The 17,197-nt window shown below is 44.2% G+C and carries 5 protein-coding genes; 2 read left to right on the forward strand and 3 right to left on the reverse strand.

Annotated features, from left to right (window positions below; genetic code table 11):
• Positions 1–4: 4 nt before the first annotated feature.
• Together mads8 and F0L74_RS21640 are read left to right on the forward strand one after the other, a co-directional pair.
• Positions 5–5,356 (forward strand): methylation-associated defense system ATP-binding protein MAD8, encoded by a 5,352-nt coding sequence (mads8, locus tag F0L74_RS21635; protein WP_213087048.1) that lies wholly within the window; start codon positions 5–7, stop codon positions 5,354–5,356.
• Positions 5,353–6,057 (forward strand): PP2C family protein-serine/threonine phosphatase, encoded by a 705-nt coding sequence (locus F0L74_RS21640; protein WP_149839999.1) that lies wholly within the window; start codon positions 5,353–5,355, stop codon positions 6,055–6,057. Before mads8 ends, F0L74_RS21640 begins: the two co-directional genes overlap by 4 nt.
• A gap of 60 nt (positions 6,058–6,117) precedes the next feature.
• On the opposite strand, the gene F0L74_RS21645 is transcribed toward F0L74_RS21640, so the two are convergent.
• Genes F0L74_RS21645 through F0L74_RS21655 form a run of 3 tightly spaced genes read right to left on the reverse strand, consistent with a single transcriptional unit; the run spans position 6,118 to position 17,076 of the window.
• Positions 6,118–9,933: an ATP-binding protein gene (locus F0L74_RS21645; protein ID WP_149840000.1), complete on the reverse strand. Its 3,816-nt coding sequence runs from the start codon at positions 9,931–9,933 to the stop codon at positions 6,118–6,120.
• A 14-nt stretch (positions 9,934–9,947) separates the two neighbouring features.
• Positions 9,948–14,459: a WD40 repeat domain-containing protein gene (locus F0L74_RS21650; protein WP_149840001.1), complete on the reverse strand. Its 4,512-nt coding sequence runs from the start codon at positions 14,457–14,459 to the stop codon at positions 9,948–9,950.
• Between the two features lie 46 nt (positions 14,460–14,505).
• Positions 14,506–17,076, reverse strand: coding sequence for an nSTAND1 domain-containing NTPase (locus tag F0L74_RS21655; protein ID WP_149840002.1), 2,571 nt, complete (start codon positions 17,074–17,076; stop codon positions 14,506–14,508).
• Between the last annotated feature and the right edge of the window lie 121 nt (positions 17,077–17,197).

Consider the following 17,197-nt stretch of genomic DNA (forward strand, 5'->3'; position numbering starts at 1 on the left):
CGGAATGCAACAGACAACGCAGATAAATACCTATTATAAACGGATCATTGACCTGATACTGGAGCTGTATCATGATGATCTGAGCAAAGCTATTCCAGGCCATTGTATGAAGATCACCGGATTGGGCCTGCATGAGCTGGAATTCCTATGGGAACTGATCCGGAGCAAATACAGCAATATCAATACCTTTATCATTGGCGAACAATCCACCGCTGATGAAAGGTTTATCACCGCCACCAAACTTATTGAATTAAGGAATAAACAAGACGCGCCGCTGTTAGTGCTGGTGCCATCCAATAGCCGCACATCCGCGGAAGACTCCTATGGAAATGCTACATTCAAAGAAATATCCCTGGAGGGCATTGAGCAAAGACTAAGGGAACAACTGATCAATAATATTCCCCTGGAATTTTCCGCCATCCTGAAGAACGAGATCCTGGGATCGCTTAATATGTCGCAGGTAGACCCGGTGAACGTTGTTAACTACTTACTTTCCCTGGAACAAACAGGATATTCAACAACCTCCATCGGCAACCAGCTGTATCTCCTGAACCTGTTGCCGGACGCCGCATTATTGCTGCAGCACGATAAGATACGATCCCGACTGAACTTCAACAATAAAAGCACTACGCTGCTGGCCACCTTTCATAAGCCGCTGTATGACCGGATTGCCGAACTGCCATTGGAATCCAACTCGCTTCAGAAAGAGCTGGTAACATTCCTGAAGACTGAAAATAATGCCAGGAGTGCAGCCGATATATGCCGCATTGTGTATCAACACTATCCTAACCTGAATTTTTCCAACTGGCAGATCCCTGACCTGGATTTCCGGCATATCAAACTTTTTGCCGAAGAGATCAGGTCCGTTGATTTCTCGCAGGAGGAAGGCCGGCAGGTGCTTAAAGCGCAGGAGCGTACTTCTACTAAAGTAAGGGTAAGATTCTCTATGAGTCAAAACCCTAAAGAGATCTCCGGCCTTGCCTATTTTAAGGTGATCCTTATGGCGGTGAATGGCGGCGCCGGCGATGAGATGCAGGTAGTACGGAAGATCAAGAACTCCACATCCAACAAGCCCTACCGGGATGTTACCGTGGAGCTGAACCCGAATATGATGGAAGAAGGCTCCTATTTCTTTAAAATATGGGCGGAGGACGAGCATGGCAATATACTTAACAGCGATGATGATTTCAAAGAGCCTAAGATCCAGGCCGCCTGGAAAGAGGCGAAAGAAAAAAACAGCGCTACCCTGAAAAGCGCTTTCGACTATAAACTTACCAGCGACACCAGCGATTTTGATTATGTGGTGGAAGAAAATTCCGAACGGGAAGAAAACCAGCGGAAGGACAAACTGAACAATATACTCCAGGCTTTCTTCAAATTCCGGATCGAGAAAATAAAATCAGAGGGAGAAACGGAAACGCCCAGGCCCTCCGAAACCTCCAACCTATGGATCACAGACCCGTCAAAACATACGTCTACTTTCCATATCAATTATTCAGACAGGCATAACTACCAGGTGAACCTGTCTTCCAAATTGCGGATGATAGAAGACCTGTTCCTAAAGAACAAGGAATGTTTTGGATGCATAAAAGTGCATCTCAGGAACAGCTCATCCGCCATAGGATTTGAATCCATGAGCTTCATCGCCAGCGAGATCTCGTCCCTTATACCCAAAGAGATCATCGCCCTCCGGAGCGGCATATATACCCGGATCCAGCAGTCCAACGCTGCCGGAAACGGCGTTTTAGAAACGGCTGATATCTTTAATTTCCCGGACCTGATCAGCGAATATATTCAAAAGCTCACGGAGTGGACCACGGGGCTGCAGCTGCAGATCCTGGAAGCCGATAAACAGGACGCTGAACAACCCAGCATCCAGGACCTGCTGGCAGCAATACAGATGCTTGACCTGGTGAAGGTTAAAACAAAACTGCCGGATGGTAAACCGGTGGAGGCATTTTTACTGTCTCCGCTTCACCCGCTGCGGTTAGCCTGGTGGACTGAACTGATGGACGTTTTTGCGGCATGGGAAACGCGCACACAAGGTTACCCGGGCTATAAGGAATCCTGGTCCAAGGGATTGGCCAACTTATTTGAAGGCCAGCTTACGCCGGAGAACAACCCGCTGATCTTCGTTGAGCCGGGTACGTTTAAGGCGTTCCATTACTCCGGCGAGCTGGCATATGGCTGGGGCCTGTACCTGAACGTACTGACGGAAGAGCCCCAAAATGGGATCACCTCCGTTTCCCGGCAGATGAAACATTATTTCCGGCAGCTGTTCAATATCACCAAAGAGAACTATGTGGAGACGGAGATCAACCAAAGCCTGGTGGTAAGGCATATCAGGAATTACCTGTCGCAGCACCCCTATACCGACAAACTGATCATCAACCTATTTAATGCGGGAGACGCCGGGGTATTTGCGGACTCGCTGGTGGAGCTGGAAAAAGAAACCAGTTTTCAGCATATTAAGTTTGAGGTGAGGATATTTAAAGGAGATGATAACATCATTGAACATGGCGAAGCGCTGAGAACCCTGATCAACCCGGAATCGAATACCACGGAAGAGGCGGAAGCATTTTCACAGCCATCATCCAACAGGTTATTCCCTAAGATGCGGTTTTCCATCAACAATATCCTGGATTATCTTAAATCTCCCGCGCAGTTCTCGTCCCATCTGAGTTTCTTAACCAGCCCCTTCCCTATTACAGTAGAGCTGATCAAACCCTATAAACATGACCGGAACTTTTATCTGAATGGCCTGATAGTGGCGCCCACGATCGTTGTAAATGAGTCTGGCAATGAGATAAAGTGGAACAGGTATATACAGGAAAAAAGCGTGCCCGATCATCAGCCATCCGGCTGCAATGGGGTTAGCCTGTTTAACCATCTCCAGACGTTTATTGCCGGCGCATTGGCGTCGAAATTTACAGAGTCTGTGCCCTCTACCCGGCTACGGCTGAATGATAAGGAAAAAGTGCTGCTTACCCATTTACATGATTACTCAGACTGGGTGATCACTTTTGATAAGAACCTGGGGCCGCAGATGTTTGACCAGCCTTCTAAAGATGGCAAAATACCTTTTCTGCTGGATTATGTTCCGGGGGAAGAGGTGACCGGTATATCTTCCTACCTGACCACCCGCCCTACTTCTGAAATACTGGGGCTCCTGGGACCGCATTTCGAGGAGTTCAATATTGACATCCATAACCCGGAAGATGAGAAAAAAGTAAAGATCCTGCTGGAAGACCTGAGAGCGCTTTCCAGCTCGCTGGTGTTGCAGCTTAATTCTTCCAGGAACAAAGCGTTTGAGGTGGTGGGATCTGCCTTTACCAAAAGGGTGCTTGAAAAGAAAGGCTTGCTGAAAGAATCGTTTCTTATCCCCATTGACCTGCATCATAACTTATTTGAAAGCCTGCCTACCGAAAGTAAAAGCAGGGCCGACAGCCTGCTGGTCTCCATAGACCCTGAGACGAGGGAGATCCGGATCACCGTTATAGAGATCAAATGCCGGAAGAGTATAGGAACCGCCGAGGCGGACGGCCTGAAACTGAAGATGCGCGAACAGATAGAAAATACCATACTGGCCTTACGCATGCATTTTGACCCTGAATACCAGCGCTCATTTGACCGGCTGGACCGGGAGATCAAAAACAAAGAATTTAAATCATTACTGAACTTTTATATTGAACGGGCATACCGGTATGAATATCTCAGCGAAAGCGCCTACGCCAGCTACAGCACGTTCCTGCAAACGCTGAATGCCGGGTTCCGGCTGTCATTCAAACAACTGGGGCTGATCTTTAACTTTTCCGCCAGCAAAAAACATTACAAGGAATCTGTTGACGATGACCTGACATTCTTCACATTTGGCGGCAACCTCATAGAACAGATCCTTGATCCCAATTCTGACCTGAATACCAACCGGCTGGAAGATGTGGAACTGGATAATGAATTAGGCGCGGCCGTTGGGATCAACACTCAGCTTCGGCCATTTGTAGCGCAGCTTACCTCAAAACAACCCGAACAGGAGGAACCTGCACTGCCTGAAATTGCGGAAGAGCCGGTCCAAAACCTGTCCGATAGCGAGCTTGTTGCCGCTGAGATCATGGCCAGCAGCCATGCCGGCATTGAAACCGGCGCCCCTAAATATGATATACTGGTGGGTAAGAACTCCGTGAGCGAGCAATATGGCATATTGGGAGAAAGCGCTCATGGCAGAAAGATTGCCATTGATCTGAGCGAAACAAATACGATCAGCCTGTTTGGCGTTCAGGGAGGAGGAAAAAGTTATACCATTGGCACCATATCAGAAATGGTATTGAAACAGATCAATCATGTAAATAAACTACCGTCGCCGCTGGCAGGGATCATTTTCCATTATAGCGAAAGCATGGATTATGAACCGGAGTTCACTTCTATACAACAACCCAATGACAAACAATCCGAATTAAGCAAGCTGAAAGAGCGGTATGGCGCGCAGCCGGACCGGATCGATGATGTAGTTATACTTACGCCCAAAGATAAGATCGAGGAAAGAAGGGCGGAATACCCTTCTATTGACGTAAAACCCATTGCGTTTAATTCCAAAGAGCTCAATGTACAGGACTGGATGTTTTTGCTGGGCGCTGTGACGAATGACTCTACCTATATTAAACAGCTAAAGGCGATCATGAAAACGCTTAGAAAGGACCTGACATTATCCGGGATCACCCAAAGCGTGGAAGATTCCGTATTATTAACCAACGCTCAAAAAGCGCTGGCCAGGCAAAAGCTAAGTTTTGCGAGGGAGTATATAGATGACCAGTTTATGCTAAGGGATATGCTGAAACCCGGCCGGATGATCATTGTGGATCTCAGGGATGAGTTCATTGTTAAAGACGAGGCGCTGGGACTGTTCGTTATTATGCTCAATATTTTCTCTTCCGTTAAAAATGTTGACGGCACTCATTTTAATAAATTCATCGTTTTTGATGAGGCGCATAAATACATGGATAATAAAGACCTCACGGGCAATATTGTTGACGCCATCCGGGAAATGCGCCATAAAGGGGTGAGTATTATGATTGCCAGCCAGGACCCGCCAAGTTTGCCGAATGAAATTATTGAGCTGAGCTCGATAGTGCTGCTGCATAAATTTAACAGTCCGCAGTGGCTGAAGCATATCCAGAAATCTGTTACACAATTATCCTCCCTCTCCCCCTCTGATATGAGCGCTCTTTTACCCGGAGAGGGATTTTTATGGGCTACAAGAGCTACGGATCGTGGCATCTTGTCAAACCCGTTAAAAATATCAACCAGGCCCAGGGTAACTAAACATGGGGGCACCACCATTCAAGCCATCGGAGAAAAATGAATATATTAACCATCTCCCACAAAGGAAGAAGAGCATTTAACCAGGATCTGATCTTTACACAAACCTATAATGACGGCTCTTATCTGCTGGCCGTGGCAGATGGTATGGGGGGATACGAACATGGCGGGCTGGCCGCTCAACTGGTTGTTGACAATATTACTGCCTATCTTTCCACGGTTGATGTCATTAACGCTTTCCAGATCCAGAAAGCTATTAATAAATCGAATCTTGCGATTCGCCAGAAAAGCGCAGATCTTTCCACAAAGATGGGGGCTACGGTTGGCGGGGTGGTGATTAATAATGCAACGGTTCTATTTTTTTGGGTCGGCGATGTGAAGGTGTGGCATTTCCGGGATCATGGTTTAATTGCGGAGACGGTTAGTCATAACCTGGTGAATAACCTGGTGGCTAATGGCGCGGTGGCGGCAGTGTCTCAGCTGTCTAAGTACAAACATGTTGTTACGCGTTCTATCCAGGGGGATATTAAGCCCCCGCTGGTTGAAATATGTATGGGTGATTTTCAGGTTGACAGGGATGTGATCATTGTTTGTTCCGATGGGGTGCATGATGTGTTGGATGGGTTGCAGATGGAGGGTATTTTGCGGAGTAATGGCAGTGCAGCGGGGGCGTTTGAAGCGGTTAAGCTGCGGTTGCTGGATGAGGGGGTGGATAATTTTTCGCTGATCGTTTTGTCTCAGTGAGTGCAGAGCGATCTTAGATCTATTTGTCCTCCCCAGCAGCATCAAATAACAAAACACGCGTTAAAAGGATTTGCAGAAATTATCGAAAGCCTCTTTATGTTCGGTCCAGTCCGGGTGATCCCGGAACGTTTCTACCAAACCTTTAAGCATGGTTTGCAGTCTGGTTAAAAAATCAGCGGGTAATCTGTTGTGTAGTTCGGAAATGACAATCACCACGCTAATACCTGCTTCCAGGAAAGCTTTCGGATGCTGCATGCGGTCTGCTAACGGAATCATCTCGGACAGTAGCAACCGGAGGCCACCTTCTGCATTAGCATTGATCTTAATATTAAAGTAGATAGACCGCCCAATTGTCTTAGCTTGTATAAGTAATAGTTCCTCGAAAGGATGCTGTATTGCCAGCGATTTAATATCATCGTAGCAGGCCGTAGCTCCAGGGTTTATACAAAGATGATATACGGCATTTGCCTGCTCAATAAGTATTTCTTTTTCCTGGTATTGCATTCCCAGTGAGCGCAGTTCCTCATAATAAGGAAGAATGTAATGGAAGTCTATTGCATGTAATCCGGCAATTATAGCCGAATAAGTACGTACAACAGCCATTACTAGTTCTTTGGTGGAATTTTCCGTTAGAACCTGTTTAATACTTTCAAGATAGTATGCCGATACAGGCAGGTTAGATAAGCCAAAATGAACGATTATGAATGCACAGGACTCAAGCTGCTGGGAAACGATCCGGTCCGTTTTCGCTTTTTGGGATATCAATTCAATTTCACTGTAGAGGGATTGAACAAGTTCTACTTCATTAGTACAGGCCGTTTTGATCAAATAATGCGCCGAAATAACATGAACAACGTACAAGTCATCTAATGTAAATTGTTGTGTAAGCTTTCGCATATCCTCATAATAAAAAACCGCCTTGTTAAAATCTTTCTCGCGGTGGATTTCAACCATGTATGCAATAGCCTGCGCATATTTAACCAGCAATTCAGGGAAAGCATGGGCGAATGCCAATTCCCTGATCTCCTCGTAATAAGGTACGATATCGACCGATGTGTCATCAAAAAGATGAGTAATAATATTCAATGCAGCGTTTGCCTGTAAATGCATCAACTCGTTTGTCAGGTATTTTTGGGCCAATGATTGAATTGATCTATAGCAGCTTATTACGTAAGTTGGTTCAGATTTGCCTAAAAAACCCATGGTATTAACAGCCGTTTGGGCCTGGTACAATATTATTTTTTCGACAGGTTTTTCACTTGACAGATCGCTTATGTACTCATAGAAGGCTTTTGTATTTCCGTGATTGTGATTTCCGAATTCAGCAGATAAATTAAAAGCCAACCTAGCTAATTCTGTATATATGGTTTCCAATGGATGGATGGCAGCCATTTTTTTGCATTCTTCAAAGTAGTAAAGCGCCTTTGCTGGATTATCCGCTGCAAATGAAAATGCCAGTCTGCCTGCACAAGTGGCCTGTATCGCCACTATTTCCTCTGTGGGGTGAGCCAGGGCGATAGCGCTGATATCATCGTAAATTTTGAGCGACATAGCGGGTTCCTTATCCAGGAAAGCCCTCAGGAGAATAGTAGCAATTTTGCAAATGTCAGTGATCCAGGGTGTTTCAATAACATTCCGCTGGATCATAAACAGGCAATCTTCATAAACAGGTAATAACAGTGAAGGGGGCTGATTGCAGAAGTGTTGCATAATGGCGCCTACAAGGACCATCTGCATGCCAAAGACAGGTTCCACATTCAGCTCTCTGGCCAACGCTGAATAAGCATTATATACATCCAGCGTTGCATCAAAATCTCCATTTTTCGCTATGACCGGGAGTATTTCTTTGGCCGCCCATACCCAGATATGCTTGTGTTTCTGAGAGCTCTCTGGCCCCGGCGACCGCATCATGTCTGTTTTGAGGGGATGACCATAGAAGTCGTTATACACTCTTTTACAGGTTAAGAACATTTCGAAGGCATAATTCTCCCATGCAAATGTCACTAACTGTTCATTCTTTTCTTTGTCTTTCAACGGGTGTACCTTATCCGGCGCTAACTGTTGTAATATCAAATACTCTCCAACAATATCAGGTTCATATGGCCGATAAGATTTAGTGTCGGGCTCCACCTCAATGTAGTGGGCAATACATTTGAACAGCTCCGTATTTACCTGCTCCGGCTTGGGAAGCCAAGCAAAACCCATACTGGTGATGGTAGCTACATCAGCCTGTTTCAAACCGTTCGTCATAGTAGCCAGCGCCACCAGGTTTTTGTGCTGTTCTATAAGTACCGGATCATTATACTGCACCCGCCAGATATGCTTTTCCTCCCTTGAGAGCTGGTACTGCACCAGGTGCTCTACATTCCAGTTTCTGATGTTCTCCCCGTCTGACAACGCTATTGCAGCAAAAAAAGCAAATAAAGGGCGGCCCTGTTTATCTATGCTTTTCAGTCTGGCCAGGGTTTGCTCCCGGTCAGGCAGCACCTTATTTGCCTGTGTTAAGGTAAAGTCCATGATCTTCCATAGTGCCGCATCCCCTAATTCGGGTAATACAAGAGGGGCTGCATTAAAGACAGGGGGTATATCTTTCAGGAGCTGGTAACTCTTTTCAAACTCCTCCCACCATTTCCCTTCTGCGTACCGCTCCAATAAAAGGAACCTGACGGGATGTTTTAGCTGCAGCATCCTTTCCTTCAAAATGGTCAGGATGTTGATCAAACGCTCGTAATAACCTGCGGCATAGTCCACAATGATCAGCGTAGGAGCTAGTGGCTGCCAGTTGTTCCAGTCAATATTCAGTTGCTGGCTGTTCAATAGCCCTGCGTCCCATTGTTTACCGTAATAGCTCATGTTATAACATAACTCGAGCGCCAGCCTGCTCTTGCCGGAACCGCCAGCCGCGGTTATGACCCACCATTCCAGTCTTTTGGGGCTGTCAATGAAATTTTCTAATGTTTCCAGCTCCTGCTCCCGTCCTACAAATGGCGTATACCTTGATTTAAAATGGGCATTGTGATAATCTATTCCTTCAAAATTATACCGTAAGCGCAGTGGCGATTCAAGCAGGGTTAATACTTTGTCAATACTTTCACTTGTTTCAACGCAATCCTTTCCTATTTCCTTCAGCTCCGCCGCCATACCGGCGGAAACGCTTCTAATGATATTCGCATTTTCTGCAATTCCGGCCAGCCATTCCCTTTCAACGCTTGCACTAAGATCTTTGTCGGCAGTAAGCACTGCATGAAAATGGCCGCTCATAAAGGAAAAAAGGGTGAACTGGCTCTCGCCCTCGACCCATCCGTCCCGCAGCATCTTTTCCAGGGATGGCGGCACACATCCTTTTCCCTTAGCATACAAATGGGCATTCAGTTCGTAGATCAGGCTATTGCTTAAATGGCAATCGATATCTTCGATGGACGATGTCTCATGTAAATGATCCAGTTTTTTCAGCAGATAACCGTACACCTTATCTGTTGTATTTTCTTCCAGTGGGCTATAGGACAGATCTTGTGCTTTCTTTAGCTCATTTTTCAGGTATCGTATTATTTCTTCAAGCGCCTGCCTTTCAGTATTGTTATCATATAAGCTATTCCTGTAGCATAGTTTTGCAGGGTAGATCGCTGCCAGTAAAAACGATTTCCTGATATTTCTCTGGATCGTAATATCGGCAGATAACCCGTCTTGCTTCAATTTGTTAACAAGGGATACTATTTTTTCACTTGCATAATTGCCGGTAACGCCGTTTACCAGGTTGCCCAGGAAACCGCCTATAACATCGCATACACCAACGTCGTCACTGTTGCCAATTGTTTTAACGGATTTATTAACGATCCTGTAGCCTATTCCGGCTAAAAAAAGTAAATCAAGGGGCATAAGATACCTAATTATTATTTCCCTTTTGCAATACGTGTCGCCCTCACGAAATCAATTGTGGGCTGAATTGCATTCACAAGGTTGAAGCAACACCTGACTCTACCCATCACTGCTATTAACCTTTCTTCAATCCCCTCTGGATAAATACTTAACTTCTTCAACGCCTCGCAACAATCTGAAAAATAATAAGCCTTATCACAATAATGAGGAGCGTCAGACAAACATGCGTTTAAAATTAAGTCACCGTATTTTGTCATGATGTCGGCCCCCAGGCGGCCGTACAAAATATTCCGGAAAATGCTCTTTTCCCGGTACATATCGTCCAAATCCCCCACAACCATCAATACGTTTACAGGTACTCCTTTTATCTTTAGTTGTTCAATAGCCGCCTCAGAAGCTATATATCCCTCCAGTTCAGGTAAATTTGAGATTCTTTCTATTACCTCAACAATGGCCCCGGCACTTTCGATAGGTTGTTGATTAATATTCCCTATTGCTGTGACGACATCATCAATAACATAATCATTTCGTTCTTTCAGTTTTTCAAAAAGCACCGGCAATGCACTTGCAGCATCATTCCCAAATTTAGCAAGCAATTCCAGCAGCTCTTCACAGTCGAAATCGTTACAATGCTTTAAATCTTCAACCAGATACGGTAGTACTATTTTACTTGAATCCGGATATGATTGGAGCGCTTTATAAAAATAACGTTTAGTCTTTTGTCCCACATTGGGAAGCGCATTAAATATCGCGGGCACTGCTTTGGGACCGATATTACCCAATGCTGTAGACAGAGGAAAGTAAAGTTCTGTACCTTTATCGTTTCGCATGAGGTCAACCAACACAGGAATCGCCTCTGCTGCAGAAGGCCCATAGCTACCTATTGCGTAAATGATACTCTCTAAGGACTGATCGAGCTGTTTATTATCTTCTGCCTGTTTAATTATAGCCAAATAAAGCTTCAATACCTCTGGAGATCGCCTCCCCCGTTCAGCCAAAACGCCAGCCAGTTCCGCCTTAAATTCAAGACTTGATCTTTCCGTGTTTAAAGAGTCAATAATAATCTTTGATGGATCAAAGGGCATAGCAACCAGACTCTTTCGGGCAAGATCTGCGGGACTGTCATCGTAATTCCCACCTTTAGCCTGAAGACAGTGAATAAGATAAGGAACTGCATTTTTCCCATATAGCTGCATTTTCTCGTTGCAGTCGTCCCTCAGATCATGCCCTTCATACACCGCCTCTGCCATTATCTCCATAGCCCTGGTATTCAATAAAGACGGAGGCAAAGCAACGGCGGACATAATCCTGATATCATTATCTTCACTGTTAAAATTATTGATCAGGAACGTATTGACTTCCTTCGATGCAAATTCGGGTCTGCTTAACGCTTGTAAAATGGCCACTTTTGACCATTTATTATTTACTCTCTGGCAGCTGCCGATCAATTCTCTGCCTGTAGTTCGTCCTGTATAAGAAAGCAATTCAGTGCAAATTGCATCGTGCAATTCATCTGTCCCGAAGTTAACTTCAGATGGATGGGCTTCAAATATTGCATCAATACAATTAAGTGCCCTGCTACCGAATGCACTTAATTCAAAAACTGCCCTCAATTTTTCTGTATAAGGATTCTTTTTGAAACAAATGACGTCTTGGAGGCTCTTCATTCTCGTTGCAGACAGGTCCATGTTTCTCCCTAATACCCTTGATACATAATTTAACCTGGTTCCAGCATTTTTAGCAGGAAGTATTCCTAATGGGCTGTTGTATGTTCTATTAGCTATTCTGCTATTTCTTATACCGGCATTGGCTGTTCTTTCAGCAAGCACAGCCGAATTAAATAAATTCACAATTTCCCTACCGGGGAAATATAATGAATGTACCCCATTTCCTGCCGCTATCAACAGCTGTTCTCCTCCAGGACTGAATAAGACCCTTTCCACAGGATTCGTGAAAGACAAATAAGAATAATCACCTACGGTATTCGATATTGGCCAGATCCTGACTGATCTGTCTCTGCTGCCGGAAGCTACATATTCCCCATCGCGGCTAAAGGCAACTGAGCTAACATAACGGGAATGCCTTCCTAATATACGCTCGTAGTTATCAACAAATGAATAGTGATATACTTCCCCAGTTCTGCCAGCTGCAACTATCGATCTGCCATTGGGGCTTATATCGAACGAGTAACCTGTGATGTCCTTTATATACAGAAATGACTTCGCCAGTTTCAAGCTTACAATCCCAATTGCCGGGCCATCATGATAACAAGGAAATGCGAAGGCCTCCTCATTGTCAGAGAACTTTAGCTCTTCCATATTGGGACCAGCGGTTCCAACAAAATCGTATGACTGATAAGGAGAATTGGGGTTATCTGTGTTCCAGATAACGAGTTTTTGATCGGACAAATTATACCAAACAAAATATTTTCCACTAGCAGAAAATCTACCGAATGCTGTTCGTGAAGAATCCACTTTCCCCGAAAACCCGTGCAAGATAAGCCTGGATGACTGCACCACCTCCACAAAATGCTTCATATCTCCATCTAAAAAATAAAGTTTTTCAGTGGAATCAAGAGCACTCCGTTTAATTCTTTCAATTGGCCTTAATCGTCCTTTCCATTCCCACACAGTAGCACTATCACCATAATCAATTGAATAAAGGATATTCTTTTCCTTATCGAAAATAATATCCCGGCAGAGTCCCAGTTCCTGCCTGATCACAGCCCGGGTAAGATCCCCTCCCTCATCCCATGTAACATCGGGAACAGCTTTTTCATTTCTGGGGCGCCAGGGATTACTCGAAATATTGAATCGAAGGCTTTCTGAAAGGTTATAAGCCAATAGCGTTCCATCTGTGCTTGCCGAAATAAGGCTACCGGATCTATCGAATTGGGCTTTCACAACGCCCCTTTTACTTCCCCAAAGGGCAATATTACTACTTTCGTTCAATGACCACAGTCTGGCAGAATTATCCTCACCGCTCGTTACAAGCCATTTTCTATCCGGGCTTATTGACAAACAATTAATCTTTCCAGTATGTCCAATAAAGTCCTGGGCTCCAAAATTCCTCCACGCTGTATTACCATCAAGTACAATGTTGTTTCTACCGGAATCGCCCTTTAATGATAACAGCGTAATAAGATTGTCACTCCGTGTAACAGCAATATTATTGTCGTCAACAAAAATAACCTGCTCGCAATACGCCTGAGCGCTTACGGTAAATGAACTGACGATCCAATCATCTCCCTCCCGCGTCAGTACTGTGACCCGGTTATCGTCTCCAACACAAGCAATTTGCCGCCGGTCAGGACTTACTGACATATCGTTAATTGAAGACCAGTGTCTCCCTATTTTTCTTCGGGTATTATTTTTTAAGTCGATAATATATACGTCATCAGTTCCATCTCTTACAATTTCCTCCTTATTGAGCATCAGCGTTATTGCCCTGTAATGACCGAATGAAGATAGTTCTTCGTCTCCCACGTCATGCATTATTTTCCCGCTGCTAAGGTCAATCCATGTTCTCAGATGATGTGGCATAGCGTTACTTATTGAACGCATGTAGCTTTCAGATGCATAGCCACTTAGTATCATATATTTCTCATCACTGGTAAAGTCAATCCTGGAATAATTGCGGGCATCATAGACAGAAGAATCCCGGACACTCAGAAACCCGCCCTGATTTTTAATAGCAATACTCCTTATACGAATGGTATCCAGAGGTTTTAAGGTGTTCGAAAATTTAATAACACCTGCTTCATACTCGTATTTTGCATCAAGGTTAGCGCCTTTTATGAGCTCATACTTAAGTTGCGTTGCTGCATATAAATACTTTCCATCGGGGCTGAAGGCAAACGCCATAAACCTTCCATCAACTTCGGCAACCGATTTTTGCTTTCTGTTTAACAATTTTAATTTCGCCTCCTGCCGGTAATTATCAACAAATCCCAGGTAAGCAACTATATTTTCGTCAGCAGGGTTTATGCTAAAGTCTGATATCGCATCCATTTTGTCCAACAAGGAAGGAGGTATTTTATTCAAAACCTGGGAAATTAATAACTCTGCTTCGCGGGATCTTCCAATTTTCAGGCTGCTATCGATGTTGACAATCGCCGTATTAAAGTCATTATTGGATAAAGCGATCCTGGCTTTCGCCAAATACTTATCACCTAGTAGGTTCTGGGCTATTTCATATTGTTTTTTTGTCTCCCTGTTTGCCTTCTTTTCCCGTTCCCCAAGGTCTATGGCAATTTTCTTTTGCCGCAATGCTTCGTTTCTTGCTTCAACTGCTGAATCTCTTTCTGCCCTGATAAGATCAAAAACGTATAAGATCGTCCTATCCGCCTCTGGTGCGGCCTCCGGATCACAGATTTTATAAGCTCTTAATTTTGTCAACGCTAAGCTAAAGTCCCTTTTTTCGATTGCTGTATTTGCTTTCTGCAATATAAGTAAACAGTCTTTTGTACTTTGACTGAATACTTTAAATGGGGGCGCCCAAAGAAGAACAATAATCAGATATCTCATATGGGTGTCATTTTGATGATGATGGCTGCCATCCTACTGCCTTGTTTTACTTATCCAGCTTAAATGCCTCTACATATGATTGAAAACCGGTCCGACTAACTTCTTTCCGTATGGTAGGATCTGCCGACAGCTGCTTATATATGTTATAGGCGTTGCTAAATTGAATTTTGGCGAGTCTATGCTCTTTCGCTTCCATGTAGACGATCCCATTCTGCACATTCTCTTTAAACCGGGCAATTTGATAGCTTTTAAGGTTGTTATCAGCCGCATTTTTTAATACAAATAGAAATATAGCTGCGGCTGTCAGCAAAACGAATGTAATCGTCACCGCCGACACTGTAACCCTTTTGGACCGGATTTTCCGGGCATAAGCTTTAGACACAAAGGCATTCTCCGCTTTGTTGAGCTGATCTCCGATTTGATCTTTTACCTGCAACAGCTTGGGATGCTTTGACCATGAATCCAGATAACCTTTCTGTTCCTCAACAGAAGCCGAGGCAAACCTGGAACTGATGTCACTGACAGATTTCAGTAATTGTATTTCTTCCTGAATATTAGTATTCAGGACATTATTTCTCCTTTTTAACCATTCCGCCAGTATTCCCCATGATCTTAACAATGCATCATGTGATGGTTCAATAAATGGTTGATTTTTTTCGTCGACATCCGTTTTCAGTAAGCCCGCCGACACCAAATTTCCGGCGATAGACTTGAACCTGGCCGTTTTACCAGCGTTGTCGAATTCAAGCTCATCATTCTCCGTGAGTCTTTCAATATGCGTATAAATCCGCTTTTTAGATATGCGTCCTGATTCGAAAGATATCATTCTATAAATAAGGTATCTAAAAAACGTTTCGGATACGGAATCTCCGCTTAACTTCTTATATTCATTTGTAGCTTTACGGTCTAATATACCACTCAGGCCTCCAAACTTATCATATACCTCTTCTAATAAATTATTTCCATCCCGGTTTTCGTAGATTTCACTTAACGCCATGGATAGCAACGGTAGCGAGCCCGGGTTCTGATAAGCATCATCGACTATTCTATCAATAAATTTATCGGATGATTTACCATTATTGCCAATGCCTTTAAATTCGAGGACTTCCTGCACTGCGGGTTGTACCACAATTTCCTCAATTTCTTCCCTTAGAAAAGGCGGCACTATAAATCGATATTTTCCTGCATTTTCCTTTTCGATATTTAGCAAAGCGGACTCTCTGAACTGGCTCTCGAAGTCGGTTCTAATGGTTATAACCACCAGGTGCCTGCTGACAAGCCCGAGCAGTTCCATTTCAAAATCCGTTCGTTCACTTTCCTCCGTACTCGTAGTGATCAATTCCTCATACTGATCCACAAGTAGCACTTCCCGTTCCTCTGAAGCTTTGAGTTTGTTTAGCAGGCTTCTATTAGAAGTCATCGGTGTTTTACCTGGCCGGATCTCATGCACTGTCTGGCTTTTCTTATAATACGCCAGCAGCCCCGCCTTTGCCAAAGAGGATTTACCAATACCTGAAGGACCGGCCAATACGATTAGATTATACTGCTGCGCAGCCTCGATCAACCCAATATTTTTACCAGCGCCATCATGCCACCCATCCAGGACACGTTGCCGCCCATAGAATATAGAAGCATCACCAATATTATAAGAATCCAATCCCTTATAGGGGTTGGTCTTTGTAACGCTTTTTAAGTCAGCAATACCATCTTTCATAGAAGGATTGATGAAAAAAAACTCGCCCTTTCCATGCTGATCTTTGCTGGCATCAATTATTGGAAACAGCATTGGCAATTGCCGCTTATTACCTTTGATGCCGGCGTTGTATAACCGTTCAAAGATCCTATTTTGCAGGTAAAAACTTAATTCAGTGGCAGTGATAATACCATCAGGAGGAGCATTTCCAAAACTTAAGTCAGCTGAGCCATCCTTCAGCGCTTTCACCAGTACTTCCGCAAAAGGTGAAAGCATACCTTTATCATCACCTTCGCGCTTTCCCAGGCGAAGCGTATCTACGGCCTTCTGGTCATGAGCCGAGGATGTTAAAACCTGCCAGGCCTTATTAGTTGCATACTGTCTAAATCGCTCGAAGTAAATATTTTTGGGCACATCGCATATTATGCCCCGCGTCCTATTTGCCCATCGAAATGCACCCGCATAGCAGCAATCGAGGATTAAAAACAAATGCTTACATTTTAAATTGTTTAACACTTTAAATATATCACTCATTTTCAGGAAAGTATCCCATTCTCCAGGTTGCGCATCAGCAGCCAGTAAATATCCCTCCGGCTCGCCTTCGCTGTCTATTGCAATACCATGGCAGCCGAAATATATTATAATACGTCCCGTTTCTTCAACGTCAATGCTGGAAAGGAAAGAAAGGATCTCAAGTGAAGTGGGTGAAGCCACATCTACTCCCGCGTTTTGCTTTACATTATCATGCCGATCGCGGATATCGAAAGAAGTAAACCCATGATATTTCTCTAAAACCTCCTTTATCGCCCTTACGTCATTTGACGGGCTTTCCAGGTCGTTGATCGAGCTGGAGGAATACTTGTCTACAGGTATAAAGTAGGCTTGACTGGAAGAGAAATATTGATTTATTGAAACCTGGGGCATATAAGGAATTATTTATGTTGTAATGCTGATTTCCTATAGTACAGGGGCACCGATAACTGATAGAAGTATGCCGGATGGCACTATAAAAGGAGAGAAAGCGTTACATAAGGCTGCAGTTTAG

Origin of the sequence: Chitinophaga agrisoli (genome assembly GCF_008386695.1) — a bacterium.
In the GTDB taxonomy this organism is placed as follows: domain Bacteria; phylum Bacteroidota; class Bacteroidia; order Chitinophagales; family Chitinophagaceae; genus Chitinophaga; species Chitinophaga agrisoli.